Origin of the sequence: Acidithiobacillus sp. (assembly GCF_049965315.1) — a bacterium.
GTDB lineage: Bacteria > Pseudomonadota > Gammaproteobacteria > Acidithiobacillales > Acidithiobacillaceae > Acidithiobacillus_B.
The window spans coordinates 22431-49385 of the sequence record NZ_JBMFWL010000011.1 but is presented as its reverse complement, the minus strand read 5'-3'; the positions used below and the strand labels follow the sequence as shown (position 1 = coordinate 49385).

General features: G+C 65.0%; 27 protein-coding genes and 2 tRNA genes. 19 read left to right on the top strand and 10 right to left on the bottom strand.

Annotated features, from left to right (window positions below):
• The 4 genes from ACP5MM_RS04755 to gnd form a co-directional block, all read right to left on the bottom strand.
• Positions 1-301, bottom strand: a 301-nt coding sequence (locus tag ACP5MM_RS04755) for a helix-turn-helix domain-containing protein (RefSeq protein ID WP_427934183.1), incomplete at its 3' end; no start/stop codon positions are given.
• Positions 267-473: a hypothetical protein gene (locus ACP5MM_RS04750; RefSeq protein ID WP_427934184.1), complete on the bottom strand. Its 207-nt coding sequence runs from the start codon at positions 471-473 to the stop codon at positions 267-269. The genes ACP5MM_RS04750 and ACP5MM_RS04755, both read right to left, overlap by 35 nt.
• A 364-nt stretch (positions 474-837) precedes the next feature.
• Positions 838-2304, bottom strand: a complete 1467-nt coding sequence (gene zwf / locus ACP5MM_RS04745) for a glucose-6-phosphate dehydrogenase (RefSeq protein WP_427931990.1) — start codon at positions 2302-2304, stop codon at positions 838-840.
• Positions 2305-3222, bottom strand: a complete 918-nt coding sequence (gene gnd / locus ACP5MM_RS04740) for a phosphogluconate dehydrogenase (NAD(+)-dependent, decarboxylating) (protein WP_427931991.1) — start codon at positions 3220-3222, stop codon at positions 2305-2307.
• 109 nt (positions 3223-3331) lie between these two features.
• On the opposite strand from gnd, the gene purT reads away from it, so the two are divergent.
• Positions 3332-4516 (top strand): formate-dependent phosphoribosylglycinamide formyltransferase, encoded by a 1185-nt coding sequence (gene purT, locus ACP5MM_RS04735; protein WP_427934182.1) that lies wholly within the window; start codon positions 3332-3334, stop codon positions 4514-4516.
• A gap of 12 nt (positions 4517-4528) precedes the next feature.
• Here purT and ACP5MM_RS04730 read toward each other — a convergent pair whose 3' ends face one another.
• The gene (locus ACP5MM_RS04730; protein WP_427931995.1) at positions 4529-5716 is read right to left on the bottom strand and encodes a pyridoxal phosphate-dependent aminotransferase; all 1188 of its coding nucleotides are present in this window, start codon (positions 5714-5716) and stop codon (positions 4529-4531) included.
• 68 nt (positions 5717-5784) lie between these two features.
• Here ACP5MM_RS04730 and uvrB point away from each other — a divergent pair, with 68 nt between their 5' ends.
• On the top strand, positions 5785-7806 hold the full coding sequence (gene uvrB / locus ACP5MM_RS04725; RefSeq protein ID WP_427931997.1) for an excinuclease ABC subunit UvrB: 2022 nt from the start codon (positions 5785-5787) through the stop codon (positions 7804-7806).
• A gap of 1 nt (position 7807) precedes the next feature.
• Here the strand turns inward: uvrB and gluQRS are convergent, their stop codons facing one another.
• On the bottom strand, positions 7808-8677 hold the full coding sequence (gene gluQRS, locus ACP5MM_RS04720) for a tRNA glutamyl-Q(34) synthetase GluQRS (RefSeq protein WP_427931999.1): 870 nt from the start codon (positions 8675-8677) through the stop codon (positions 7808-7810).
• 87 nt (positions 8678-8764) lie between these two features.
• Between gluQRS and thiL the strand changes: the two genes are divergently transcribed.
• The 3 genes from thiL to ACP5MM_RS04705 are packed head-to-tail and all read left to right on the top strand — an operon-like array spanning position 8765 to position 11089.
• Positions 8765-9793 carry a thiamine-phosphate kinase gene (thiL, locus tag ACP5MM_RS04715; RefSeq protein ID WP_427932001.1) on the top strand — a complete coding sequence of 343 codons (1029 nt, stop codon included), beginning with the start codon at positions 8765-8767 and terminating at the stop codon, positions 9791-9793.
• Entirely contained in the window at positions 9777-10262 is a 486-nt protein-coding gene (locus ACP5MM_RS04710) for a phosphatidylglycerophosphatase A family protein (protein WP_427934181.1), read from the top strand. Before thiL ends, ACP5MM_RS04710 begins: the two co-directional genes overlap by 17 nt.
• Positions 10259-11089 carry a CinA family protein gene (locus ACP5MM_RS04705; protein WP_427932005.1) on the top strand — a complete coding sequence of 277 codons (831 nt, stop codon included), beginning with the start codon at positions 10259-10261 and terminating at the stop codon, positions 11087-11089. The genes ACP5MM_RS04710 and ACP5MM_RS04705 overlap by 4 nt, the downstream gene beginning before the upstream one ends.
• A 15-nt stretch (positions 11090-11104) precedes the next feature.
• Here ACP5MM_RS04705 and ACP5MM_RS04700 read toward each other — a convergent pair whose 3' ends face one another.
• Positions 11105-11551 (bottom strand): DUF3617 family protein, encoded by a 447-nt coding sequence (locus tag ACP5MM_RS04700; protein WP_427932006.1) that lies wholly within the window; start codon positions 11549-11551, stop codon positions 11105-11107.
• 199 nt (positions 11552-11750) lie between these two features.
• On the opposite strand from ACP5MM_RS04700, the gene recA reads away from it, so the two are divergent.
• From recA to alaS, 3 genes are read left to right on the top strand one after another with little or no spacing between them, the layout of a single operon-like run.
• Entirely contained in the window at positions 11751-12797 is a 1047-nt protein-coding gene (recA, locus tag ACP5MM_RS04695; RefSeq protein ID WP_427932008.1) for a recombinase RecA, read from the top strand.
• Positions 12798-13244 carry a regulatory protein RecX gene (locus ACP5MM_RS04690; RefSeq protein WP_427932010.1) on the top strand — a complete coding sequence of 149 codons (447 nt, stop codon included), beginning with the start codon at positions 12798-12800 and terminating at the stop codon, positions 13242-13244.
• 22 nt (positions 13245-13266) lie between these two features.
• A complete protein-coding gene (alaS, locus tag ACP5MM_RS04685; protein ID WP_427932012.1) occupies positions 13267-15903 on the top strand; it encodes an alanine--tRNA ligase in 2637 nt (878 codons plus the stop codon).
• 45 nt (positions 15904-15948) lie between these two features.
• Here alaS and ACP5MM_RS04680 read toward each other — a convergent pair whose 3' ends face one another.
• Positions 15949-16572: a hypothetical protein gene (locus tag ACP5MM_RS04680; protein WP_427932014.1), complete on the bottom strand. Its 624-nt coding sequence runs from the start codon at positions 16570-16572 to the stop codon at positions 15949-15951.
• 167 nt (positions 16573-16739) lie between these two features.
• Between ACP5MM_RS04680 and ACP5MM_RS04675 the strand changes: the two genes are divergently transcribed.
• The 4 genes from ACP5MM_RS04675 to ACP5MM_RS04660 are packed head-to-tail and all read left to right on the top strand — an operon-like array spanning position 16740 to position 20924.
• Positions 16740-18392 carry a CTP synthase gene (locus tag ACP5MM_RS04675; RefSeq protein WP_427932016.1) on the top strand — a complete coding sequence of 551 codons (1653 nt, stop codon included), beginning with the start codon at positions 16740-16742 and terminating at the stop codon, positions 18390-18392.
• Positions 18389-19234: a 3-deoxy-8-phosphooctulonate synthase gene (gene kdsA, locus ACP5MM_RS04670; protein ID WP_427932017.1), complete on the top strand. Its 846-nt coding sequence runs from the start codon at positions 18389-18391 to the stop codon at positions 19232-19234. Before ACP5MM_RS04675 ends, kdsA begins: the two co-directional genes overlap by 4 nt.
• Positions 19231-20511, top strand: a complete 1281-nt coding sequence (eno, locus tag ACP5MM_RS04665; protein ID WP_427932019.1) for a phosphopyruvate hydratase — start codon at positions 19231-19233, stop codon at positions 20509-20511. Before kdsA ends, eno begins: the two co-directional genes overlap by 4 nt.
• Before the next feature lie 35 nt (positions 20512-20546).
• Positions 20547-20924 (top strand): septum formation initiator family protein, encoded by a 378-nt coding sequence (locus ACP5MM_RS04660; protein WP_427932020.1) that lies wholly within the window; start codon positions 20547-20549, stop codon positions 20922-20924.
• Positions 20925-20931: 7 nt separating this feature from the next.
• Here ACP5MM_RS04660 and ACP5MM_RS04655 read toward each other — a convergent pair whose 3' ends face one another.
• Positions 20932-21315 (bottom strand): YccF domain-containing protein, encoded by a 384-nt coding sequence (locus tag ACP5MM_RS04655; RefSeq protein ID WP_427932022.1) that lies wholly within the window; start codon positions 21313-21315, stop codon positions 20932-20934.
• 142 nt (positions 21316-21457) lie between these two features.
• Between ACP5MM_RS04655 and ACP5MM_RS04650 the strand changes: the two genes are divergently transcribed.
• The gene (locus ACP5MM_RS04650) at positions 21458-22528 is read left to right on the top strand and encodes an ADP-ribosylglycohydrolase family protein (RefSeq protein WP_427934180.1); all 1071 of its coding nucleotides are present in this window, start codon (positions 21458-21460) and stop codon (positions 22526-22528) included.
• 135 nt (positions 22529-22663) lie between these two features.
• Positions 22664-23179 (top strand): GlcG/HbpS family heme-binding protein, encoded by a 516-nt coding sequence (locus ACP5MM_RS04645; RefSeq protein ID WP_427932026.1) that lies wholly within the window; start codon positions 22664-22666, stop codon positions 23177-23179.
• A 30-nt stretch (positions 23180-23209) separates the two neighbouring features.
• On the opposite strand, the gene efp is transcribed toward ACP5MM_RS04645, so the two are convergent.
• Complete coding sequence (efp, locus tag ACP5MM_RS04640; protein ID WP_427932027.1) at positions 23210-23770, bottom strand: elongation factor P; 561 nt, start codon at positions 23768-23770, stop codon at positions 23210-23212.
• An 88-nt stretch (positions 23771-23858) separates the two neighbouring features.
• Between efp and ACP5MM_RS04635 the strand changes: the two genes are divergently transcribed.
• From ACP5MM_RS04635 to ACP5MM_RS04615, 5 genes are all read left to right on the top strand, one after another.
• Positions 23859-24173, top strand: coding sequence for a gamma-butyrobetaine hydroxylase-like domain-containing protein (locus ACP5MM_RS04635; protein ID WP_427934179.1), 315 nt, complete (start codon positions 23859-23861; stop codon positions 24171-24173).
• Positions 24166-26076, top strand: coding sequence for an excinuclease ABC subunit UvrC (gene uvrC / locus ACP5MM_RS04630; RefSeq protein ID WP_427932031.1), 1911 nt, complete (start codon positions 24166-24168; stop codon positions 26074-26076). The genes ACP5MM_RS04635 and uvrC overlap by 8 nt, the downstream gene beginning before the upstream one ends.
• Positions 26076-26672, top strand: a complete 597-nt coding sequence (pgsA, locus tag ACP5MM_RS04625; RefSeq protein WP_427932033.1) for a CDP-diacylglycerol--glycerol-3-phosphate 3-phosphatidyltransferase — start codon at positions 26076-26078, stop codon at positions 26670-26672. Before uvrC ends, pgsA begins: the two co-directional genes overlap by 1 nt.
• A gap of 13 nt (positions 26673-26685) precedes the next feature.
• A tRNA-Gly gene (locus tag ACP5MM_RS04620) sits at positions 26686-26760 on the top strand.
• Between the two features lie 39 nt (positions 26761-26799).
• A tRNA-Cys gene (locus tag ACP5MM_RS04615) sits at positions 26800-26873 on the top strand.
• The last annotated feature ends 82 nt before the right edge of the window (positions 26874-26955 follow it).

Genomic DNA, 26955 nt, shown 5'->3' with positions numbered 1-26955 from the left:
GCCTCCCGGCAATCTGCTCTGGTGACCAGGTACGTTCCAGAATCAGCGCATGCACCTGCTCCGTCAAGGGGTTTCCAGGCAGTAGCTTGCACGGGCCACGCCGACGTTGCGTCTGCGCCCAATCCCGACCACGGACCGCATCGTAGCTGTGCCTTGAGCCACCACGACAGCATTCCCTACTCAAGGTGCCAGGACTGCGATTCATGCTCCGGGCCAAGGCTCTCAGGCTCTGCCCGGCATTCAGCCCTCTCTGCATCTGATTTCTCTCATCGACACTCAACTGATTGTAATGCTTGCTCATTTATCACCTCCGGTCCCTTTGGACCATAGGTGTTGCAGTTCATTCTGGAGCGCGCCCTCATTTCACCGTTGCCGAGCAGGCATACCATTTTGTAGCGTAAGGGATGGGCCATGGCCTTGATGGCGTCGGACAACTGGATGATGTCGGTTTCGCAAAGGGGAAGTCTTGGCATGATTTGCTCCTCATCGAGATTCATTGGAGCAATCAAAGCAATTAATATGCCACTATGGATCTGATTCGGGAAAACCGGCCTCGAGCGGCGCTGCGGGAAATCCCCCGAACTGCTGCTGGAAGCCGGTGGGGAAAGGTTCTGGTGGGGATCCCCGTCCCCGCTGCGGGTACTTTCTGCCTGCCGATGCTGCCTCTCCCTTGGGTGCAGGATCCGCTAGGAAGAAGCGATGGCTGTCGACGCCGGGCTACGCTTTTTCCAATGAAATCTATAACATATTGTTTTATAGCAGATAACTATTGTCTGTGAGGGGGGACAGCAAGCCCTCCCAAAGGGCAAAGGCATTTCTGGCCACCCTCTTGCCCGGTCAAAAAACGCTGCGCCAGTATTGATCTTCCTGGTCCATGATGCGGCTGGCCTCCTCGGGGCCCCAACTGCCGGCGGGGTAGGTGCTGATATAGTCGGTCTCGCGGCTCCAGGCCTTGAGGATGGGGTCCACGGCCCGCCACGCCCATTCCACCTCGTCAAAGCGGATGAAGAGCGCGCGATCCCCCTGCATGACGTCCAGGAGCAGGGCCTCGTAGGCGTCCAGCTCCTTTTCTCCGTCGCGGCGGTAGGAGGCGTTGAGCTGGATGGGGCGGATGCGCATTTCCAGGCCCGGTTCCTTGACGTAGATCTCGATCTTCAGGCTTTCTGGCTGTAGCGAAAGGAGGATCCAGTTGGGCTCGATGTGCTCGATGCTGGTTTCGCGAAAGAGTTGCTGGGGGGTATGGCGGAAGCGGATGGCGACGCTGGAGGTCTTGGCGGCCAGGCGTTTGCCGGTGCGCAAATAAAAGGGCACGCCGCGCCAGCGCCAGTTGTCGATGTAGAACTTGGCGGCGACATAGGTTTCCGTGACGGAGTTGGCCTCCACTCCCGGTTCGTTCTGATAGCCCGGCACATGCTTGCCGTTGATCTGGCCCGGTCCATATTGGGCGCGCATGGCGTAGGCATGGATGGCGGTCTTGGGGATGGGGCGGATGGAGCGCAGGACCTTCACCTTTTCGTCGCGCAGGGCGTCGGCCTCCAGGGAGGGAGGCGGTTCCATGGCTACCAGGGTGAGGATCTGCATGAGGTGGTTCTGCAGCATGTCGCGCAGGGCGCCGGCCTGATCATAGTAACCGGCGCGGTTCTCGATGCCGAAGTCCTCGGCGACAGTGATCTGCACGTGGTCGATGTAATTGCGGTTCCACACCGATTCGATGGGCAGGTTGGCAAAGCGGAAGACGATGAGGTTCTGGACGATTTCCTTGCCCAGATAGTGGTCGATGCGGTAGATCTGGTCTTCGTTGAAATGGCGATGGAGTTGCTCATTGAGCTGAATGGCGCTTTCGAGGTCGTCCCCGAAGGGCTTTTCGATGACGATGCGGTGACTGCCCGAGTCGCGGTTGAAACCCGCAGCGGAGAGTTGCTGGACGACGGGGACGAATTCGCCCGGGCGGATGGCGAGATAAAAGGTGGTGTCGTCGGGCCGCTCGGCCCCTTCGCGGGTGAGCAATGCGGAGAGTTTCCCATAGGATTCGGGATCGTGCAGTTCGCCCTGCACGTACTGGAAATGCTGGCAGAAGGCGTCGAAGTGCTCGGGATGGAAGCCGGAGGCATGGCTTTCCAGCTCTGCGCGCAAAAACGCCTGCCAGGCGGCGTCGTCCCAGGGGCGGCGGCCAAAGGCGAAGATGCGCATGGCCTCGGGCATGCGGCCGGCGCACTGCAGGTGATAGAGGGCGGGGAGGAGCTTTTTGCTGGCGAGGTCGCCGGTGGCGCCAAAGATGACGAACTGGCAATTGCAGGCCGGCATTCAGGCCTCCTTCTGCACGGCATGGCCGCCGAACTCGTTGCGCATCATGGCCAGCATCTTGGCGGCGTAGTCAGTGTGGCCCTGGCTGGCCCAGCGCATCTGCAGGGCGAGGGTGATGACCGGCGCCGGGATCTTGAGGTCCAGGGCGGCCTGGGCCGTCCACAGGCCCTCGCCGGAGTCGGCCACCACGGGGGCGATGCTGTCCAGGGTCTGGTCCTTTTTGAGGAAATCGGCGCTGAGGTCCAGCAGCCAGGAGCGCACCACGCTGCCATGGCGCCACATCTCGGCGACCTGGGCGAGGTCCAGGTGGAAGGCCTCCTTGCCCCTGAGAATGGCGAACCCCTCCGCCAGGGCCTGCATCATGCCGTACTCGATGCCGTTGTGGACCATCTTGACGAAATGACCGCTGCCCACGGGGCCGCAGTGCAGCCAGCCCTGGTCGGGGGCGGGGGCGAGGATCTGCAGAAAAGGCGCCACTGCCGCCACCGCCTCCCGGCTGCCGCCGACCATCAAGGCGTAGCCTTCCTGCAAGCCCCAGACGCCGCCGGAAACCCCCGCATCCACGTAATGCACCCCCGCCTGCTCGACGCTGGCGGCCTGGGCTATGGAAGTCTCGTATTGCGCGTTGGCGCCGTTGACCAGGACATCGCCGGCGGACAGCAGCGGAACCAAGGCATCGACGTGGCTCTGGGTGGCGTCGCCGGCGGGGAGCATGAGCCATAGGACCCGGGGGAAGGGAAGGGCCGCGACCAATGCCTCCAGGGTCCCGGCCGCCACCATGCCGTTTTCCCGGGCCAAGGCCTCGGCCTTGTCCCCATGGCGATTGTAGACCACCACCCGGGCGCCGCCCTGATGCAGGCGCCGTGCCATGTTGGCGCCCATGCGCCCCAAGCCCACCATGCCAATGGCGTTTTTCATGGAGTCTCCCCGGCTCTCGCCGTCATACCTCAAGAAACGTATCATCCGAATTGGGCCATCACTATCCGGCCATCTTTTCATTATAGAGCGCAATTGCCAAGGAGCATCCATGAAGATCGGCACCCCCCTCTCGGCGCACGCCACCCGCCTCTTGTTGCTCGGCTCGGGAGAGTTGGGCAAGGAGCTCCTCATCGCCGCCCAGCGCCTGGGGGTGGAGACCATCGCCGTGGATCGCTATGCCGACGCCCCGGCCATGCAGGTGGCCCACCGCGCCCATGTCATCGACATGACCGATCCGACGGCCATCCTCGCCCTGGTGGCGCGGGAGCAGCCGCATTACGTGGTGCCGGAGATCGAGGCCATTGCCACCGGCGCCCTGGCGGAGATCGAGGCCCGGGGGCTGGCGACGGTGGTGCCTTCGGCGCGGGCGGTGCAGCTCACCATGGACCGCGAGGGCATCCGCCGCCTGGCTGCCGAGGATCTGGGTTTGCCCACCTCCCCCTATCGCTTTGCCGGATCCCTGGCGGAACTGGAGGCGGCGGCCGCTGCCCTGGGTTTCCCCTGCGTGGTCAAGCCGGTGATGTCCTCCAGCGGCAAGGGCCAGTCCGTCGTGCGGACGCCGGCGGAGTTAAGCTTGGCCTGGCAGGAGGCGCAGTCGGGCGGGCGCGTGGGGGCCGGGCGAGTGATTGTCGAGGGCTTTGTGGATTTTGATTTCGAGATCACCCTGCTCACGGTGCGCAGCGCCTTCGGCACGGTTTTTTGCGAGCCCATCGGCCATCGCCAGGAGGCGGGGGATTACGTGGAGTCCTGGCAGCCCCAGGCCTTGTCCGACGCGGCGCTGGCGGCGGCCCAGGAAATGGCGCAAGTGGTCACGGACAATCTCGGCGGCCAGGGGATCTTCGGCGTGGAATTTTTCGTGCGGGGAGAGCAGGTGATCTTCAGCGAGCTCTCGCCGCGCCCCCACGACACCGGCCTCGTTACCCTGGCGAGTCAGGCGCAGAGCGAGTTCGACCTGCATTTGCGCGCCATCCTCGGCCTGCCGGTCCGCCCCGGTTTCCGTCAGCCGGCCGCCTCGGCGGTGATCCGGGCCAAGGGGCTGGGCTGGGGCCCCGTTTATACGGGTGTGACGGAGGCCTTGAGCGTGCCCGAAGCGGACTTGCGCCTGTTCGGCAAGCCGCAGGCCCTGAAGCTGCGCCGTCTGGGGGTGGCCCTGGCCACGGCGCCCGATACCGACACCGCCCGCGAGCGGGCACAGGCGGCCGCTGCCCTGGTCAGGGCCATGCCGGCGCCGTGAGCTTCCGGGGCGTCAGGATGCCCCATGGACAAAGGCCGCGATGCGATCCAGGGCCAGGCGCAGGTTGTCGTCGCTGGTGGCGAAGGACAGGCGGATATGGCCGGGGCTGCCGAAGGCCGATCCCGGCACCACTGCCACCCCGGCCTCCAGCAATGCATCGGCCACGGCGACATCGTCCGACAGACCCTTGGCGGCCATGACCCCCTGAAAGCCCGGAAAGCTGTAAAAGGTCCCATCAGATGGGAGTATCTGCACCCCCGGCAGGGCGTGCAGGCGGCCATAGACGTAGTCGTGGCGGCGGCGGAAGGCGTGGACCATGGGGTGGATGGCGCTGTCGCCCCCCTCCAGGGCCACTTGGGCGGCCACTTGGGCGATGGAGGTGGGGTTGGAGGTGCTTTGGGATTGCACCGTGGTCATGGCGGCGATGAGTGCCCGGGGGCCGCCGCAGTAGCCGATGCGCCAGCCGGTCATGGCATAGGCCTTGGAAACGCCGTTCATGACGATGCAACGGGATGTCAGGTCCGGACAGGCATTGGCGATATTGACGAAGGCCTCGTCATGGAAGCGGATCTTCTCGTACATATCGTCGCTGGCGATGAGCACTTGCGGATGGTGGCGCAGGACTTCGCCCAGGGCGGCCAGTTCGTCCCGGCTGTAGGCTACGCCGGAGGGGTTGGAAGGACTGTTGAGCACCAACAGCCGGGTGGCGGAGGTGATGGCGGCCGCCAGTTGTTCCGGCGTGATCTTGAAGTGCTGCGTGGCATCGGTGGGGAGGATCACCGGCCGGCCTTCGGCCAGCAGCACCATGTCCGGGTAGGACACCCAGTAGGGTGCCGGGATGATGACCTCGTCCCCCGCATCCAGGAGGGCCTGGCAAAGGTTGAAAAAACTCTGCTTGCCGCCCACGGAGACGAGGATCTCGTCGGGGCGGTAGCTCAGGCCGTTGTCGCCCTGGAATTTGTGGATGATGGCAGCCTTTAGTTCGGGGGTACCGCCAACGGCCGTGTATTTGGTGAAGCCCTGGTGGATGGCCGCAATGGCCGCTTCTTTGATATATTCGGGAGTATCGAAGTCCGGTTCGCCGGCGCCCAGGCTGACGATGTCCTTGCCTTCCCGCCGCAACTGCTGCGCACGGGCGGCAACCGCCAGGGTGGGAGAGGGGCGCACGGCATTGACGCGGCGGGAAAGGCGGATGTCCACTATTTTCGACTCCAAATGGGCGAGGTCAGACGGGCCGAACCGTTTCGGCACGCAAAGGGCAAGATGATATGCAAAAGCGCTTCGAACTCAAGAGCCAATTTTCCCCCCAGGGTGATCAGCCCGAGGCCATTCGTCTGCTGACGGCCGGTTTGCTGGCCGGTGAGGTCTATCAGACCTTGCTCGGCGTCACCGGTTCCGGGAAAACCTTCACCATGGCGAACATCATTGCCGCAACCCAGCGCCCGGCCATTGTCATGGCCCCCAACAAGACCCTGGCGGCGCAACTCTACGCCGAGTTGCGCGCCTTTTTCCCCGGCAACGCCGTGGAGTACTTCGTCAGCTATTACGATTATTATCAGCCCGAGGCCTATGTGCCGTCCTCCGATACCTTTATCGAGAAGGACGCCTCCATCAATGACCATATCGAGCAGATGCGCCTGTCGGCCACCAAGGCCCTGCTGGAACGGCCGGACGTCATCATCGTGGCCACCGTCTCGGCCATCTATGGATTGGGCGATCCCGCCGCCTACCATGGCATGATCCTGCACCTGCGCGAAGGGGACAGCATGGATCAGCGCGCCATCCTCCATCGCCTGGCCGACATGCAGTATGCCCGCAACCCCGTGGAGCTCAAGCGCGGCACCTTTCGCGTGCATGGCGATGTCATCGACATCTGGCCGGCGGAGAGCGAGGACGAGGCGGTGCGGGTGGAACTCTTCGGCGATGAAATCGAGCGCGTCTCCCTTTTTGATCCCCTCACGGGCAAAATCCTCACCCGCCTGCCGCGCTACACGGTCTTTCCCAAGAGTCATTATGTAACGCCGCGGGCGACCATTCTGGGTGCCCTGGAGGCCATCAAGGACGAGTTGCGCGAACGCTTGGCGTTCCTCCGTCAACAGCACAAGCTGGTGGAGGCGCAGCGATTGGAACAGCGCGCGCGCTTCGATCTGGAAATGATGGCCGAACTGGGCTATTGCTCGGGCATCGAAAACTATTCCCGTTATCTTTCGGGCCGGGCCGCCGGCGAGCCGCCCCCCACCCTGATGGACTACCTGCCTGACGGGGCGCTGCTTTTCATCGACGAGTCCCACGTCACAGTGCCCCAGATCGGGGGCATGTACAAGGGCGACCGCTCGCGCAAGGAGACCCTGGTGGAATACGGTTTCCGCCTGCCCTCGGCCCTGGACAACCGGCCCCTGATGTTCAGCGAGTTCGAGTCTCTCATGCCCCAGACCATCTTCATTTCCGCCACCCCCGGCCCTTACGAGCTGCAACGCTCGGGACAAGTGGTAGAGCAGGTGGTGCGGCCCACGGGTCTGGTGGATCCCGAAGTGGAGGTGCGGCCGGCCAGCGGTCAGGTGGATGACCTGGTGGGCGAGATCCATGTGGTGGTGGCCGCCGGCTGGCGGGTGCTGGTGACGACCCTGACCAAGCGCATGTCCGAAGATCTTGCCGATTATCTGCACGAACTGGGCATCAAGTGCCGCTATCTGCATTCGGACATCGAGACCGTGGAGCGGGTGGAGATCATCCGCGACCTGCGCGCCGGGGTCTTTGATGTCCTCATCGGCATCAATCTGCTGCGCGAGGGCCTGGATATGCCCGAGGTGGCCCTGGTGGCCATCCTCGATGCCGACAAGGAAGGCTTTCTCCGTTCCGAGCGTTCCCTGGTGCAGACCATCGGCCGCGCCGCCCGCAATCTCCACGGCCGGGCCATCCTCTATGCCGATACCGTCACCGGCTCCATGGAGCGGGCCATGGGCGAGACGGCGCGGCGGCGGCAAAAGCAGGTGGCCTTCAACCTCGCCCACGGCATTACCCCCAAGGGCATCGTCAAGCCGGTGGCGGATCTCATCGATGGCGTCTATCGGCGCAACGCCCCCCTAGCCGCCCGTGCCGCCGAACCGGCGGCGCAATCCTATGGCCAGCCCGGAGACCCAAAGGCGCTGGGCAAGCGGATCAAGGAATTGGAGGAAAGCATGTATCGGCACGCGCGCAATCTGGAGTTCGAACAGGCCGCCCGGGTACGCGACCAGATCAAGGGTCTGGAGCGGCAACTGCTCGGGGTGGAAGTCTTGGCCGGCGGCTGATTTATTGGGCCTTGCCGTCCCATAGGGGCTTGCCTTGGCGCAGTTCCGCCAGGGCATAATCCCGCCATTGTCGGGCCGAGGCTCCATGCAGGTCCCGGGGAACCGACCAGCCGAGATCCTGCAAGGCGCGCCCCCAGGCATCCCCGGCATTGCCCTGCCAGGGAGCGGCGCCACTGCTCTTGGACAGCTTGCGGCCATCGGGGCCGAGGATTACCGGCAGGTGGCCGTAGGCGGGGGAGGGGAGGCCCAGGGCCCGCTGCAAGGTCCGTTGGCTGGGGGTGAAAGGGAGGAGATCAGCGCCGCGGATGATCTCGCTTACCCCCTGCGCGCCATCGTCCACCACACAGGCCAGCAGATAGGCGAAATAGCCATCGGCCCGCAAGAGAACGGGGTCGCCCCCGTTCCGTCCGCGCTGCCGACCCAGGTAACGGTCCTGCCAGGAGGAAGGGGTCTGCGGCAGGCGCAGTCGCCAGGCCCGAGGGGAACGGCCGGCGGGCAGCCCATGGCGGCAGGTGCCCGGATAGACCCCGCCGGCGGCGTGAACCTCCGCCCGCGTGCAGGCGCAGGGATAGGCATGGCCGGAGGCCTGCAAGACCCCTAAGGCCTCCCGGTACAGATCGCTGCGGCGGGACTGGACAAGCACCGGCCCATCCCAATCCAGGGCCAGATCCGTCAATTGGCGAAGAATGGCGTCCGCCGCCCCCGGCCGGACCCGTCCCCCATCCACGTCCTCCATGCGCAGCAGCCATTGCCCATTCCGGCTGCGGGCGCTGAGGTAGCTGCCGATGGCCGCTACCAGGGAGCCGCGATGGAGGGGGCCGCTGGGAGAGGGGGCGAAGCGACCGATGGGGGGAAGAGGAGCCGATTCCATGGGTAGATTTTCCCGGCTTGGGGGTCGATCTGGCAAGGGTTATAGTGGACATCCTTTGAACGCCGTTGTGAACAGCGAGGATGGGGCATGGCAGGACGGGAGTTTGCTCTCATTGAACAGTTGCGGCGGATGCCGTGCGTCGGTCGGGCGGATGTGGGCCTGGGGATGGGGGACGACGCGGCCCTGCTGGACCCCGGCGGACGCAAGCTCGCGGTGAGCCTGGATACCCTGGTGGCCGGGCGGCATTTTTTCGCCGATGCGGACCCCGCCGATCTGGGCTGGAAGGCGCTGGCGGTCAATCTCAGCGATCTCGCCGCCATGGGGGCCGAGGCGGCCTGGTGTTTGCTGGGCCTTGCCCTGCCTGCGGGTCAGCGCGATTGGGAAACGTGGCTGGCGGCCTTCATGGCGGGCTGGCAGGCCCTGGCGCAGGCGCAGCAGGTCGCCCTGGTGGGCGGCGATACCGTGGCCACGGATGGTCCTTTGACCTTGTCGGTGACCGCCCTGGGACTCTGGTCGGGCGATGCGGTCATGACCCGCGCCGGGGCGCAGGCCGGGGACGGCATCTGGGTGACGGGCAGTCTGGGGGATGCCGCCGCAGCCCTGGATGCCGCCTTTGCCGAGCGCGGGATGGGGGGTATGGCGGCCGACTGGACCAGGGAGGAGCGCCATTTTCTGGAGCAGCGCCGGCTCCGGCCCGAACCGCGTCTGGCATTTGGCCGTCAGGCGGCGGCGCTGGGGGTGCGGGCGGGCATCGACTGCTCCGACGGTTTCCTGGCGGATCTCGGCCATATCCTGGAGGCCTCGGGGATGACCGCCCGCATTGCCCTGGAGGCCTTGCCCGTGAGCGCGGCCGTCCGGCGGGTGGCGGGCCGGGATCCGCAACTATGGAGCCGTTGGCCGCTGCGCGGCGGCGACGATTATGAACTGATCCTCGGCGTAGCCCCGGCCCTTGAGGAGGGCTTGCAAGCCCGGGCCCGTACCCTTGGTCTGGCCCTGACGCGGGTGGGCGAGGTCGTCGCGCCCGGGAGGGATCTGCCGGCGGGCAGTGTGCAATTGTCCTGGCAGGGCAGTGCCATGCCCCTGCCCGCGCAAGGGGGGCATGAGCATGTCTTCTAGGTCCTGGTATCACTGGCTGGCCTTCGGTCTGGGCAGCGGTCTTTCGCCCTGGCTGCCCGGTACCATGGGCACCCTCGCGGTTATCCCCATTTATTGGCTCGTCGTCCCCTATCCCATGCTCTACAGCGCGGTTCTGCTCCTCATCCTGGCCGTGGGACCCTGGCTCTGCGGCCGGACGGCGCGGGATCTGCAGGCACAACAGGGCGGCGCACGGGCCATCGACCCGCCCGCCATTGTCTGGGACGAGTGGGCCGGTCTGCTGCTCACGCTCTGGGGGCTGCCCTTTTCCTGGTCCACGCTGCTGGCCGGTTTTCTGCTGTTCCGCTTTTTCGATATGCTCAAACCCTGGCCCATCTCCTGGCTGGATCGTCGCATCCACGGCGGTATGGGCATCATGCTCGATGATCTGGCGGCGGCGCTGGCGGCTACCGTGGTCCTGCGCGGGCTCCTGTATGGAGGATGGTTATGACCGAACTCTCTCTCTACCTTCCCTGGCGGCCGGCGGCCCTGCCCGACGCCCAGCGACTGGCCGCCTGGGCCCATCTGGCGGGCTGGTCTTGCCGGATAGAACTGGTCCAGACCCTGCCGGACCAAGGAGGGCCAGCCTTGGCTTTGGGTGAATTTGCCAACAGCGCCCGATGGGTCGGCACCCAGCGCTGGCAGTTGCCCGCCAGTGACTGGGCAGCCCTGAGCATCTGGGCGGAGGCGCACTTGCCCGCCGTGGCCAGGCCCTGGACCTGTTTTACCGATGGTCTGCCGGGCAAGGAGGCGGTTTTGCCGGGCGAATATTGGGTGGCAGCGGGGCAGGCCGGGGCCATTGCCCTGGACTTTGCACCGCCGGAGTGGGCGCTGTTGCGGCGCTGGCGGCGCGAAAAACGGCGTTTGGCCCTGGCGGAATCCTGCACCGGTGGCGGCCTTGCCGCCCGCCTTACCGCCTTGCCGGGGTCTTCGGCCCTCCTGCAGCAGGGCATCGTGAGCTATAGCAACACCGCCAAAATGGCGCTCCTGAATGTGCGCGAAGAGACCCTCGCGCGCGTCGGCGCCGTGGCGGAAGCGACGGCACTGGAAATGCTGGAGGGGGCCTTGCGGGAGGCCGATCTGGCCGCGGCCATCACCGGCATTGCCGGCCCCGGCGGCGCGGTGCCGGGCAAGCCCGTGGGCACCGTCTGCATCGCCTGGGGCCAGCACGGCGCCTCCGGCCAGGTACGGACCTGCCATTTTAGCGGGGACCGTTGGGCCGTGCAGTATGCTGCGGGTTCCGTCGCCCTGGGCGGCCTTCTTGGCCTCTTGGGCTGAGGAGGCCGCCGGCCGTCAAGGCTGTTTGGGGGCGCATCGGCCGGCGAGTTTCCGGCCGGAAATGCTGCTATGCACGGTGGAGCTGGACGCTCCCGCCTGGGTCGTCACTACCCACTGGCTGTCGTAGCTGTCGGGGGTGCTTTGTATCCAGCCGCTACCCGTGACGGTCCCCTGGGGAATGCTGCAGTGCCAGTGCCACAGGGTTTTCCCGGCCGCGCCCGGGGTGCTGACCGGTTTGCTGCAATGTCCGGAAAAATTGGGAAGAATCTGGCTTTTTTCCGTCTCCGGCCGGATGCATAGCTGAGCGCTGTGCCGGAAGGGTTCCGACACCGGCGGATTTTGTATCTGTATGGTGCCGTGTTCCTGCAACTCCCATAGGCCGGGGGTAATGATGCCCGCCCAGGCGGAAGCGGAGAGGGGGAGAAGGAGGAGGCTGATCATTCCTTTGCTGGCGCGGCGCATGGGTTGTTTCCTTTGATCGTGGCGGTGGTCCGGTGGAAATATAGGCGGTATCCGGCGATCCGCCAAGATTTTTGGCCTGCCCCGTTTCCCATCTCCCCGGCCTTCGCTAGAATAGGGAAGACGATACGAAGTAGCATCCTGCGGCGGGTGTTACGGCAATTTTTGCCGCAGGTAGTCCCCAACCATACAAGGAATGCCCATGGATGAGCAGCGTAGCAAGGCCCTCAGTGCCGCCCTGTCGCAGATCGACAAGCAGTTTGGCAAAGGCGCCATCATGCGCCTGGGAGATCAGAATGCCATTAAGGACATTGCCGTCTATTCCACTGGTTCCCTGGGTCTCGACCTCGCCCTGGGCGTAGGCGGTCTGCCGCGTGGGCGGGTGGTGGAGATCTACGGGCCCGAGTCTTCGGGCAAAACCACCCTCACCCTCCATGTCATCGCCAACTGCCAGGCCGCCGGCGGCACCGCCGCCTTCATCGACGCCGAGCACGCCCTCGATCCCACCTATGCGCAAAAACTGGGCGTAGACCTGGAAAACCTCCTCATCTCCCAGCCCGACACCGGCGAGCAGGCCCTGGAGATTGCCGACATGCTGGTACGCTCCGGCGCCGTGGATCTCATCGTCGTGGACTCGGTGGCGGCCCTGACGCCCAAGGCGGAAATCGAAGGCGACATGGGCGACTCCCATGTGGGCCTGCAGGCCCGGCTCATGAGTCAGGCCCTGCGCAAGCTCACCGCCAATATCTCGCGCACCAACACCCTGGTCATCTTCATCAACCAGATCCGCATGAAAATCGGCGTCATGTACGGCAGCCCCGAGACCACCACCGGCGGCAATGCCCTCAAGTTCTACGCCTCGGTGCGCCTGGATATCCGCCGCATCGGCGCCATCAAAAAGGGCGATGAAGTGGTGGGCAGCGAAACCCGCGTCAAGGTGCTCAAAAACAAGGTGGCCCCGCCCTTTCGCGAGGCCGAATTCGCCATCTATTACGGCGAGGGCATTTCCCGCTTCTCGGAACTGGTGGATTTGGGCGTCAAGTTCGACATCGTGGAGAAAAGCGGCGCCTGGTACAGCTACAAGGGCGAGCGCATCGGCCAGGGCAAGGACAACGCCCGCGTCTACCTCAAAGAGCATCCGGACATGGCCAAGGAGATTGACGAGCGTGTCCGGGCGGCGGCTTCGGGACACCCCCTGGCCTTCGCCGAAGAGCCCCGGACGGCGGAAGACGTTGTCGCGGGGGAATGATTGTCCGCGGCTGCGCCAGACCCCAGGGCCCATGCCCTGCGCCTCCTCGCCCGCCGCGAGTACAGCCGGGCGGAGCTCCGGGACCGTTTGAGCCGGGCCGGCTATGACGCCGGGCAGATCGATGGCACCCTCGACGCCCTGGCCAGGGAAGGCTGTCAGGATGACGCCCGCTATGCCGAGATGCTCGGCCGGACCCGTTTGCGTCAGGGGCACGGTCCCCTTCGGCTGCGCCGGGACCTGGCGCGGGCCGGGGTGGAACTGGAACAACCGTCCATCCCCCAGGCGGACTGGTTGATCCAGGCACGCGCAGCGCTGCACAAGCGCTTTGGGGATGCCCCCGCCGAGAACCGGCGGGAATGGGAGCGCCGCGCACGTTTTTTGGCAGGACGGGGCTTCACCAGCGAGCTGATCCGCCGGGCCCTCGACGGCGATCCCGACGCATATTGATTTTTTTGACAATGGAAGACACATGCAAGCGGAATTGATTCGTCAGGCCTTTCTCGATTACTTTGCCGAAAACGGGCATAGCATAGTCCCCTCCAGCGACCTCATCCCGCGCAATGACCCCACGCTGCTCTTTACCAATGCCGGCATGGTGCAGTTCAAGGATGTCTTCCTCGGTCTGGAGGCGCGGCCTTACCGGCGGGCGGCCTCCGCGCAACGCTGCATGCGCGCCGGCGGCAAGCACAACGACCTGGAAAACGTCGGCTATACCGCCCGCCACCACACCTTTTTCGAGATGCTCGGCAATTTTTCCTTTGGTGATTACTTCAAGCGCGAAGCCATCCGTTTCGCCTGGCAATTTCTCACCGGGCGCCTCGGCCTGCCGGCCGAAAAGCTCTGGGTGACGGTCTATCAGGAGGACGAGGAGGCCGCTGCCATCTGGCTGGATGAGATGGGCATCGACCCCCGGCGCTTCTCCCGTTGCGGCGAAAAGGACAATTTCTGGAGCATGGGGGATACCGGCCCCTGCGGCCCCTGCTCGGAGATCTTTTACGACCACGGCCCCCATATCCCCGGCGGACCTCCCGGCAGCCCCGAGGCCGACGGCGATCGCTACATCGAGATCTGGAATCTCGTGTTCATGCAGTTTGATCGCGACAGCAGCGGCAAAATGACTCCTCTACCCAAGCCCTCCGTGGATACCGGCATGGGTCTGGAGCGCCTGGCCGCCGTCCTGCAGGGCGTGCACAACAATTACGACACCGACCTCTTCCGTCCTCTCATTCACGCCGCCGCGGGCCTTTGCCACCAGGACTATGGCGTGGATGCAGCGACGGACACCAGCCTCCGGGTGCTGGCGGACCATATTCGCGCCTGCAGTTTCCTCATCAGCGACGGCGTCCTGCCGGGCAACGAGGGGCGCGGCTATGTGCTGCGCCGGATCATCCGCCGCGCCGTGCGCCATGGGCGCAAGCTGGGTCTGGAAGAGGTCTTTTTCCACCGGCTGGTGGCGCCGCTGGTGGCGAACATGGGGCATGCCTACCCCGAACTGGCACAGGCGCAGGGGCAGGTGGAACGGGTCTTGGCCAAGGAGGAAAGCGGTTTCCGCGAAACCCTGGAAAAAGGCCTCACCCTGCTGGAAGAGGCCATTGCCCAACTGCCTGCGGGGGCAGCCATTCCCGGCGCCGTCGTCTTCAAACTCGCCGATACCTTCGGCTTCCCCGTCGATCTCACCGCCGATATTGCCCGGGAAAAGGGTCTGCTCCTGGACATGGAGGGCTTTGCGGCGGCCATGGACGAGCAGCGCCGCCGCTCCCGCGCCGCCTGGTCGGGCAGCGGCGAGGTCAAGGCCGAGCGCGTCTATCATGACCTGGCCATGCGCCTGCCGGCCACGGAATTCACCGGTTACGGACAATGCCAGGACAGCGCCAAGGTATTGGCCATCTTGTGCAATGGGGAGGAAGCCTCCGCCCTGCAGACTGGTCAGGCCGGTGCCGTGGTCCTCGATCGGACTCCATTCTATGGCGAATCCGGGGGACAGGCGGGAGATCGCGGCATCCTGCAAGGAGAGGGCGGCGCCCGCTTCCGGGTGGACGATACGCACAAGCCCCTGGGCAGCCTGCATGTGCATCTCGGAGTGATGGAAGCGGGCGCCCTGCGGGTCGGTGATGCCATTCATGCGCTGGTGGACGAGGCGGCCCGCCGCGCCACCGCCGCCCATCATTCGGCCACCCATCTCCTCCATGCCGCCCTGCGCCGGGTTCTCGGCACCCATGTCCAGCAGAAGGGCTCGCTGGTCTCCGCCGAGCGCCTGCGCTTTGATTTCAGCCATCCCGAACCGGTGACGGCGGCGCAATTGCAGGAAATCGAGCGGCTGGTCAACGCCGAGGTGCGCGCCAATGCCGATGCCGAAACGGATGTGCTGCCCATCGCCCAGGCGCAGGCCCTGGGGGCCATGGCCCTCTTCGGTGAGAAATACGGCGATACGGTGCGGGTGGTGCGCATGGGAGATTTTTCTTTGGAATTATGCGGCGGTACCCATGTCGGCCGCCTCGGTGACATCGGCCTGTTCAAGATCCTCGCGGAAAGCGGCGTGGCGGCCGGAGTGCGGCGCATCGAGGCGGTGGCGGGGGCCGCCGCCCTGGAGATGGTGCAGCGCGACGAACGGCGTTTGCAGGCTGCGGCCGGGATGCTCAAGGTCCCGCCGGCCGAACTCGATCAGCGCCTCCAGCAGACCCTGGATCGCCTGCGGCAACTGGAGAAAGAGCTGGAAAACCTCAAGCGCAAGGAGGCGGCCAAGGCCGGTGCGGATCTGGCCCTGCAAGCCGAGGATCTGGGAGGGATCAAGGTCCTGCTGGCGCGTCTGGAGGGTGTCGATGGCAAGGGCTTGCGCGAGGCGCTGGATCGCCTGCGGGCGCAACTACCCCAGTCCGTCATCGTCCTGGCGGCCGTGGAGGGCGAGAAGGTGGCCCTCATTGCCGGTGTCAGCAAAGAACTGCATGAGCGGATCAAGGCCGGCGATCTCGTCAACGCCGTGGCGCAGCCCCTGGGCGGCAAGGGCGGCGGTCGCCCCGACATGGCCCAGGCCGGGGCCGGCCATCCCGAGCGGCTTCCGGAAGCCTTGGCCAAGGCCCGGACCTGGATTGCCGAACGCCTTGGCTGAGATTCCGGAGCGCGGCTCGCGGGTGCGGGCCTGCGTTACGGATCCCTAATTTCCCGGCCCCCGCGGCCCATCACCCCGGCCTCCCGGCCCATGCTCATCGCCATGGCCGCCGGGGCCATGATCCCCAGCCGGCCCGCGATCCCCCCCGGGACCAGGTCCCGGTCTTTCGGGGCCATATCCCTGCGGCCCGCGTTCTTGGGGACCATGGCCGGGTCCCCCGTGACCTTGGGGTCCCTCGCCGCGGAAAGCGGGCGGCCTTTCACCGGCGCGAAAATGCCGCCAGTCGGGTTGCCGGTAATACTCCCGGGCGCGCTCCTGATAGCGTCCCCAGTCGCGCCCCCGGTAGCCGCGCAGGGGAGGCGGCGGCGCCGCCAAGGGGCGCCAGGGCCCGCGATACCCGGGTCCGGCATACCAGCGATTGCCATAATAATAGTAGTAGCTCTGCCCCAGGTAAAAGATGGGCTGGGGCGCGCCCAGGGCGGCATAGACCTGAAGTTGCGGCAGCCAGACCATGACCGGAGGCACGTCCATGGGGGGGTAGGCGGGGGGGAGATAGACGGGCGTGGTGCCCACATTCAATTGCAGGCTGATGGGCGGGCCATCGGCCAAGGCCAGGTTGCTTGCGCCGAGCAATAGGGTGGCTGTCAAGAGGGAAGAGATGGTTTTCATGGGGGTTATCCGCAATACACGATGCATATAGCATTTGCCCATGCCCCGCGGGCGTCAAGTGGGGCGATTCGTCGACAAGGTCTTCGCCCGCGCCGCTCCCTGCGTTGTGCCGCATCGCCGAATTGGCTACCATGCAGCGGGCGGTCGCAAGGCACTGGTAAGCATCCATGAGCAAATATATCTTCGTTACCGGCGGTGTGGTTTCCTCTCTTGGCAAAGGCGCGGCGGGTGCCGCCCTGGGCGCGCTCCTGGAGGCGCGCGGCCTCAAGGTCACCATGCTCAAGCTCGATCCCTACATCAACGTCGATCCCGGCACCATGAGCCCCTTCCAGCATGGCGAAGTCTTCGTCACGGCCGACGGCGCCGAGACGGACCTGGATCTCGGTCATTATGAGCGCTTCATTTCCACCCGCATGGGCAAGCGCAACAACTTCACCACCGGCCTTGTCTATCAGACGGTCATCGAAAAGGAACGACGCGGCGACTATCTGGGGCGCACGGTGCAGGTCATTCCCCATGTCACCGACGAGATCAAGCGCCGCATTCGCCTCGGTGCCGAAGGCGCGGACGTGGCCCTGGTGGAGATCGGCGGTACCGTGGGCGATATCGAATCCCAGCCTTTTCTGGAGGCCATTCGCCAGATGGCCGTGGAAGAAGGGCGGGGCAATACCCTGTTTCTCCATCTCACCCTGGTGCCCTACCTGCCCTCCGCCGGGGAGATGAAGACCAAGCCGACCCAGCACTCCGTACGCGAACTGCGCGCCATCGGCATCCAAGCCGACTTCCTCCTGTGCCGCGCCGACCGGCCCATACCCGCCGACCATCGGGCCAAGATCGCCCTCTTTTCCAATCTCGCGGAAGAGGCGGTGATCTCCGCCATCGACACCGACAGCATTTATCGCATCCCCTTGCTCTTCCATGCGCAACACCTGGATACCCTGGTGGTGCAACGCCTGGGCATGGAGACGCCGCCCCCGGATCTGTCGGTTTGGCAGAGGATCATCGACGCCCTGGAACACCCTGAAGGGGAGGTCTGCATCGCCCTGGTGGGCAAGTATGTGGGCCTGACCGAGTCCTATAAATCCCTGGCCGAAGCCCTGCTGCACGCCGGTCTGCGCGCCCGGCGGCGGGTGCGCTTCCTCTATGTGGATGCCGAAGACATCGAGCAGAACGGCCCCGCCGCGCTGGCCGAGGCCGATGCCATCCTCGTTCCCGGCGGCTTTGGCGGCCGCGGCACGGAAGGCAAGATTGCCGCCATCCGCTACGCCCGGGAGCAGCGTGTCCCCTACCTGGGCATCTGTCTGGGCATGCAATTGGCCGTGGTCGAGTTTGCCCGTCATTGCGCCGGACTTGGCGACGCCAACAGTACCGAGCTGGATCCCGCCACCTCCGCCCCCGTCATTACCCTGATGACCCAATGGACCGCTCCCGACGGCCACAAGGCCTATCGGGAAGAGGGCGGGAATCTCGGCGGCAGCATGCGCCTGGGGGAGCAGGAGTGCCGGTTGCTGCCCGGCAGCCTGGCGGCCCAGGCCTACGGCAGCCAGTCCATCCATGAGCGGCATCGCCACCGCTTCGAGTTCAACAATCGTTTTCGCGCCCCTCTGGCCGCCGCGGGGCTGCGTTACACCGGTTTTTCCGGCGATGGCGAATTGGTGGAAGTCGTGGAGTTGCCCGATCATCCCTGGTTTTTGGGCTGCCAGTTCCATCCCGAATTCACCAGCAACCCGCGCCAGGGGCATCCCCTCTTTGATGCCTATCTGCACGCGGCCATGGCCCAAAAGGCCCGAATGGAGGCCCCAACAGGGGAGACATCATGAAGCTCTGCGGATTCGCGGTAGGTCTCGACCAGCCCTTCTTCCTCATCGCCGGCCCCTGCGCCATCGAGTCCGAGGCCCTCGCCCTGCAGACGGCCGCGCAGTTGCGGGACATCACCGCGCGCCTGGGCATCCCCTTCATCTACAAAAGTTCCTATGACAAGGCCAATCGCTCCTCGAGCCGGACCTTCCGCGGGCCGGGCATGGAGGAAGGCCTGCGTATTCTCGAAAAGGTGCGCAGCGAAATCGGCGTGGCCGTCCTTACCGACGTCCATGAAAAGGAAGACGTCGCCGCCGTCGCCGCCGTGGTGGACGTCCTGCAGACGCCCGCCTTCCTCTGCCGCCAGACCGATTTCATCCAGGCCGTCGCGGCGGCGGGCAAGCCCGTCAACATCAAGAAGGGCCAGTTCCTCGCCCCCTGGGATATGCAGCAGGTGGTGGCCAAGGCCAAGGCCACCGGCAATGACGACATTCTCGTCTGCGAACGTGGCGTTTCCTTTGGTTACAACAACCTCGTCTCCGACATGCGTTCCCTGGCCGTGATGCGGAATACCGGCTGTCCGGTGGTTTTTGACGCCACCCACTCGGTGCAACTGCCGGGAGGGCAGGGCGAACGCTCCGGCGGCCAGCGCGAATTCGTGCCGGTTCTGGCCCGCGCCGCCATGGCCGCCGGAGTGGCGGGCCTCTTTATGGAAACCCATCCCGATCCCGATCAGGCCCTTTCCGACGGACCCAACGCCTGGCCGCTGGGGCAGATGGAGACCCTGTTGCGGGTCCTCAAGGATATCGACGCCCGCGTCAAAGCCGAAGCATTTCCCGAAACATTTTTAGAGGAGCATCCATGACCGCCATCATTCGCATCGCCGCCCGTGAAGTCCTCGATTCCCGCGGCAACCCCACCGTCGAAGCCGAAGTCTTTGTGGAAAATGGCATGGTCGGCCGTGCCATCGTCCCCAGCGGGGCCTCCACCGGCGAGCGGGAGGCCGTGGAGCTGCGGGATGGCGGCGGCCGTTATGGAGGCAAGGGCGTGCGCAAGGCCGTGGGCCACGTCAACGGCGAGATCCAGGACGCCCTCATCGGCATGGATGTGGCCGACCAGGCCCGCATCGATGCCGCCCTCTGCAGTCTCGACGGCACCGCCAACAAATCGCGTCTGGGGGCCAACGCCATCCTCGCCGTCTCCCTGGCCTGCGCCCACGCCGCCGCCCACGCCGCGGGGCAACGCCTTTACCGCTATATCGGCGGCTTGGGACCCCTGCAGTTGCCGGTGCCCATGATGAATGTCATCAACGGCGGCGCCCACGCCGACAATGCCATCGACATGCAGGAGTTCATGATCATCCCGGCGGGTGCCCCAAGTTTCTCCGAGGCCCTGCGCATGGGGGTGGAGGTCTTTCACAGCCTCAAAGGCGTCCTCCATGCCCGCGGCCTCGGCACCACCGTGGGCGACGAAGGCGGTTTCGCTCCCGATCTCCCCTCCAACGAGGCGGCCCTGGAACTCCTCATGGAAGCCATCGCCAAGGCGGGTTACGTGGCGGGGAAGGAGGTCTGGCTGGGCATGGACGTGGCCTCCAGCGAGTTTTATCAGCATGGCCGTTACCATCTCGCCAGCGAAAAGCGCGATCTGGACAGCGCCGGGTTTGTGGATTACCTAGCCGATCTGGCCGCCCGTTACCCCCTCATCAGCATCGAGGACGGCATGGACCAGAACGATTGGGAGGGCTGGGGCCTGCTGACGGATCGTTTGGGCGACAAGATCCAGCTCGTCGGCGATGACCTTTTCGTCACCAACACCGAGATCCTGCGCCAGGGCATCGATCGCGGCGTGGCCAACAGCATTCTCATCAAGCTCAATCAGATCGGCACCCTGACGGAGACCCTGGCGGCGGTGGAGATGGCCAAGACCCACGGCTACACCGCCATCGTTTCCCACCGCTCCGGCGAAAGCGAGGACACCACCCTCGCCGATGTCGCCGTCGCCACGGGCTGCGGTCAGATCAAGACCGGCTCCCTCTCACGCACGGACCGCGTGGCCAAGTACAACCGCCTGCTGCGCATCGAGGAAGAACTGGGTGAGATGGCCGTCTATCCCGGCCTTGCGGCTTTCTACAACTTGGACTAAAAAAGAACTTTACCAAGTCGTACCGAGGGCGCTCCATGGAAGGGGAAAGGCAAGGGATGTGGCTGTGGCTCAAGGGGCGCAGCGCAGAGATGCGCTTCGTGGACTTTGTGCTCCTCGCCCTGCTCTGCGCCCTCCAGTACCCCCTCTGGCTGGGCTCTGGTAGCTGGTGGAATGTCTTGTCTCTGCATCGGGAGCTGCAGGGCAAGGAGGCCGTTCTCGGTCAACTGGAGGCGCGCAACGCCAAGCTCCAGGCGCAGGTGGCCGATCTGCAGACCGGCAACGGCGCCATCGAGGAACTGGCCCGGCGCCATCTGGGCATGGTGGGCAAAGGCGAGATCTTCGTCTGGGTGGTTCCCGCCCATGCCGCGGCCAATCCTTCCCCTCTCCCCGCGCGGCAGGCCGGTCTGTCCTGATTCGCCCCTAGGCGATGGGCACGATCTGCTTGCCGAAAGGCGCCAGGGCCAATCCGGCCAGCTTGATGTGCTGCAGGGCAAAGGGGATGCCGATGATGGTGATGGCGCACAATAGCGCACTGAGCAAATGCCCCAGCGCCAGCCACCAGCCAAAGAGCAGGATCCAGATCACGTTTCCCAGCAGGCTGATGCTTTTCCCCAGCCCGCCTGCTGCCTGATCCACTATCTCCCGGCCAAAGGGCCAAAAAGAAAAGGACCCGATCCGGAAAGCGGCAATGGCCCAGGGGATCCCGATGATGGTAATGGCCGACAAGAGTCCCGCCAGCCACCATCCCAGTCCCATGAGGAAGCCGCCGAACACGAACCAGATGATATTGCCCAAAAGGCGCATGAGCTTCTCCTGTCGCCGGTACGATCGCCACCCATGGGCCGGCTGGATGCCCGTGCGCGGCCATGGAAAAATCCCGCTAGGATAAGAAATCCGGCATGATGCCGATGCATCCTTCATTCTGCCAAGGGGCGAGGAGTCTCCGATGATACAGCAAAGAGCGGCAGGGGCCATCATGGGGTCCCTCATCGGTGACGCCCTGGGCTTGGGTTGCCACTGGTATTACGATCTCGACGAAATGCGGCGGGATTGCGGCGCGTGGATCGACGGCTATCTGGCACCGCGCCCGGGCCGTTACCACGGGGGAATGGCGGCGGGAGAACCCTCCCAGTCGGCCATCCTGCTGCGTATGCTCCTGCATTCCGTACTTGCCCACGGGGAGTATTCCGAGGCGGACTTTACCCGCCGCCTGGATGAGGATCTCTTTCCTCAACTCGATGGCACGCCTTTTTGCGGTCCGGGCGGCTATACCAATCAGTCCATCCGGGAAGCCTGGCGATGCCGTGTCCGGGAAGGGAAATCCTGGCAGGACTGCAGTGGCCACGCGGATACGACGGAAGGGGCGGAACGCGCCATCGTCTTGGCGGCCCTCCATGCCCGGCGGCCGCGCCGGGTGGCCGAAGCGGTAAGCGGCCATGTGGCCCTGACCCAGGGGGATGAGGCCATCATCGCCATGTCCACCGCCTATAATATCGTCCTTTCGCAGTTGATCGCCGGACAGCGCTTGGGCCCGGATCTGGTCCCGGCGCTTCTCGGGCTGGTGCATGACGGTGAACTGCCTTTCCACGCCGTCACCCGGCAAAATCTCCAGCCGCCCGGTCCCGGGGAGGGAGAGGCCCCAAGGGCGGGAACCTTTGCCTCCCCCGACGCTCTGCTGCTGCCCCATTACGCCGCCATCGCCGCCCGGGACCCGGGAATCCGCATTGAACCCGCCTGGAAGGCGGCGCTGGTCTACGGCCTGCCCTGCGCCATCTATCAGCAGTTGCCGGCGGCCTACTATCTGGCGAGCCGTTTTGCCGATGATTACGAATCCGCTGTTTTGCACGCCATCAATGGTGGTGGTCAAAACATGTCCCGGGCCATGCTCACGGGCGCCCTGGTGGGCGCGCAGGTCGGTCTGGACGCTATTCCCCGGCGCTTTATCGATGGCCTCATGGACGGCGAGCGCCTGCGCGAAGAGGCTCTCGCCCTGGGCGCCTTGGCGGGGAGGGAGTGAAAATGGGCCTGGAATTTTTTGGACTATCCTGAATACGATCGGCGGCGCTGAAACCGGCGTGGACTTTCCTCCCGTCTGGAGGGGGCCGGGATCGCCGGTTGGCGGGGCACTGCGGGAAGGATGGAGGAGGATCACGTGAACACCAAATTCAACCGACTGGGAGCAGCGCTTCTGCTGGTCATGGCCCCTTGCGCAATTTGCCCGGCCCAGGCCGCCGACCTGCTGGTGCAGCGGCCGCAGTTGACCATGGACACGGCGCTGCATATCGCGCAGGGGGCGGTGGACGCCTGCCGGGCCAAGGGGATTGCCGCAGGGGTGACGGTGGTGGACCTGGATGGGATTCCCCAGGTCGTCCTGCGCGATACCCTGGCCCCGCGCCTTACCCTCCGGATCAGCAGGGAGAAGGCGTATACGGCCGTGTCCTTCAATCAGCCGACGGCCCGGTTGGAGGGGCGCTTTCCGGGGGCCTATTCGGTGCCCAAGAGCCCGGGCCTGCTCATCAGCGCCGGTGCCGTACCCATCCGCGCCGGCGGCCAGTTGCTGGGGGCCGTAGGGGTGAGCGGCGCCGCCAGCGGAGAACAGGACGCCGTCTGCGCCCAAGCCGGGGTGGACACGGTCCAGGCGGATCTGGACCTCCAGGGGCAACCCTAAGGGGTATTCGCTGCCCTTGCAGGCTCTGCGTCAGGCGCGGTCGATGTAGCTGCCGTCGACGGTGTTGACGCGGATCTTCTCACCGCTATTGACGAACTGGGGGACCATGACGGTGATGCCCGTCTCCACCTTGGCCGGCTTGTAGGAGCCGGTGGCGGTTTGCCCCTTGATGGCGGGTTCGGATTCGACCACTTCGAGGACGACCACCGGCGGCAACTCGACACCGATGGGCCGGTCGTTGTGCATGTTCACCTGGATCTCGGTGTTGGGGAGGAGATAGCCGGTCTGCCCCTCCAGGAGTTCGGCGGAGAGGGTCATCTGCTCGTAGCTCTCGTTGTCCATGAAAACGTAGCCGTTGGTGTCCATGTAGAGGAACTGCATGGTGCGCGGTTCGACCACGGCCTTTTCCATTTTTTCTTCGGAGCGGAAGCGGGTGTTGGTCTTGGTGCCGGTTTCGATATTCTTCATCTCCACCTGCATGAAGGCGCCGCCCTTGCCGGGCTTGACGAAATCGGTTTTGAGCACGCGCCACAGGCCCTTTTCGTACTCCAGAATATTGCCGGGGCGGATGTCAAAAGCAGAAATTTTCATGATCGTGTTCCCTTCGGGCATTCCCTTTACAGGGCGCGAATTGTACCCTAGGGATATTTCCCTGACTAGCCGTAACCCCGAGGAAGCCATGTCCGACGCCCGCACCCAGCCCCTGGAGATCCGTCCCCTGATGATCAGCCGCATTCTGGAGGTGGACTGGGCCGATGGCCATACCAGCCGGGTCAGCTTTGAGCGCCTGCGGGTGGAGTGTCCCTGCGCCGAGTGCAAGGGGCATAGCCCGGCGGAGGCCAAGACCATTACGGGTAAGGAGGATGTCTCCATCAGCGATGTGCAGCCGGTGGGCAACTATGCCATCCAGCTCCATTTCAGCGACGGCCACAATACGGGCATCTTCACCTGGGAATACTTGCGTTTTCTCGACGAAGAGGGTGCTGGTGCCTGAACCGGAAGCAGTGCGCCACGCGCCCGCGGTAGACGCGCACGGTGCCGATGGCGTCGCGGCCTCGGCTGTCCCGGACGCGGACTTTGATCGGGCCTTTTTTTTACGGACGTTGAGCAGCCAGCCGGGCATCTATCAGATGCTCGATTGCCGCGGCCGCATCCTCTATGTGGGCAAGGCCCGCAACCTCAAGAGGCGCGTGAGTTCCTACTTTCAGAAACAGCGCCACAGCCCCAAAACCCTGGCCATGCTGGCGCAGGTGGCGCGGGTGGAGGTGGTGGTCACCCACACCGAAACCGAGGCCCTGGTGCTGGAGGCCAACCTCATCAAGCGTCACCAGCCGCCCTACAACATCCTGCTGCGCGACGACAAGAGCTACCCCTATCTCTATGTGGATACGCCCAACGCCTTTCCGCGCATGGGTTTTCATCGTGGAGCCCAGAAGGGCCGCGGCCGCTATTTCGGCCCCTACCCGGCGGTGACCGCCTTGCGCGAGAGCATGGTCCTGCTGCAAAAGGCCTTTCGTTTGCGCACCTGCGACGAGCATACCTTCAGCAATCGCAGCCGCGCCTGCCTGCAGTATCAGATTCGCCGCTGCAGCGGGCCTTGCGTGGGCCATATCGACGCCCTTGCCTATGCCCAGGACGTGCAGGACGCCTTGCGTTTTCTGGAGGGCAAGAGCGACGAAGTGATCCAGAGCCTGGGGCAACGCATGCAGGGCGCTGCCGAGGCGCTGCATTTTGAAGCGGCGGCTCAATGGCGGGATCAGATCGCGGCCTTGTCCAAGATCCAGGAGCGGCAGTATGTGGCCCAGGCCGGGGGTGGAGACTTCGACGTCATCGCCATTTTCCGGGAAATGGGGGCGGTGGGTATCTACGTCAGTTTCATCCGCAATGGCCGGCAGTTGGGCGGCCGCACGGTCTTCCCGCGGCATGTGGAGGAGGAGCGGGAAGTGGATATCCTGGCGGCCTTTCTCGGGCAGTTTTATGTGAACAAGGAAATCCCCGGCAATATCCTCGTCAATGTGCTCCCCCGGGGCCCCGGTATCCTGAGCGCCGGCCTCAGCGAGCAGGCGGGGCGGCGGGTGCAGTTGAGCCAACCGCAGCGGGGGCCGCGCAAGCGCTGGATGGACATGGCCGTACTCAACGCCCGCGGGGCCCTGCGCCAGCGTGCCGAGAACGGCTCTGTGGCGCGGCGGCGCATGCTCCTGTTGCAGGAGCTTTTTGACCTGGATGCCGCACCGGAGCGGGTGGAGTGTTTCGATATCAGCCACACGCGGGGGGAATTGCCGGTGGCATCCTGTGTGGTCTTTGGCGCCGAAGGGGCGCTCAAGGCGGAATATCGGCGCTTCAATGTGCGTGGTGTCACCGGCGGCGATGACTATGCCGCCATGGCCCAGGCCCTGACGCGCCGGTATGGGCGCTTGTGCGATGAGGGTCTGGCGTTGCCGGATATCGTGCTCATCGATGGCGGCGCCGGGCAGTTGCGGGCGGCGGAAGGGGTATTTCAGGAACTGGGTGTGTCTGCGGTACAGCTCTGCGGCGTGGCCAAGGGAACGACGCGACGGCCCGGTCTGGAGTTGCTGCACCTGCCCGGGCGCACGGAGGCTCTGCAACTGGCCGATGATGACCCCGCCCTCCTGGTGATCCAGGAGATTCGCGACGAGGCCCATCGCTTTGCCATCACCGGCCATCGCGCGCGCCGCGCCAAAGGGCGTCAGGAGTCGCAACTGGATGCGGTGGACGGGGTGGGGCCCAAGCGCCGGGTAGCCCTGCTGCGGGCCTTTGGCGGGCTGAAGGGGGTGCGCGACGCGGGCGTGGAAGATCTGCAGCGGGTGAGCGGCATCGATCAGCAGTTGGCGCAGCGGATCTACGATTTCTTTCATGCGGGGCCACAACGCTCGTGATGGCGCGACTACCCAACTTCCTCACCATCCTGCGCATCGTCCTGGTGCCGGTCTTCGTCGGGCTGTTTTACTGGGGCGGGCCGGCCCGTTATCTGGGCGCGACGGCGGTATTTACCCTGGCTGCCCTGACCGACTGGGCGGATGGTTTTCTGGCCCGCCGCTATCAGGGGGTTTCGCCCTTCGGTACCTTTCTGGACCCGGTTGCCGACAAGCTCATGGTCGCTACGGCCCTGGTGCTCATCACTGCCGCCGGAGAAATGCCGGCGCTGTTGGCGGGTATCCTGACGAGCATCATTGTTGGCCGGGAAATCACCGTTTCGGCCCTGCGCGAGTGGATGGCCGAGATCGGCCAGCGCAAGAAGGTGGCCGTTTCCTGGCTGGGGAAGGGCAAGGCCGTGATGCAGATGCTGTCCATCATCTTCCTTCTCTATGCCCAACCCATCGGCTGGTTTCCCAGCCGGGATGTGGGCATGGTGTTGTTGATCGTTGCGGCCGCCATGACTCTGTGGAGCATGCTCGCCTACCTGCGCGCCGCCTGGCCCAGCTTGAGCGGAAGCGCCGGGTCCGCCCTTGACAGTGACCAGCACCGCCGGTAATCTTTGCACCCATGCGGGAATAGCTCAGTGGTAGAGCACAACCTTGCCAAGGTTGGGGTCGCGAGTTCGAGCCTCGTTTCCCGCTCCAATTTCAGGGGAAAGCCAGTCTTTCCCCTTTCTTGCTTCCGGCTGGGTGGCAGAGTGGTCATGCAGCGGCCTGCAAAGCCGTGGAAGCCGGTTCGATTCCGGCCCCAGCCTCCAAACAAAATCAAACCATCGTCATAAATGCACCGGCAACAATGGAAGCGCATGTTGATTTTCGCTTCTAACTGCGGCTCTCCAC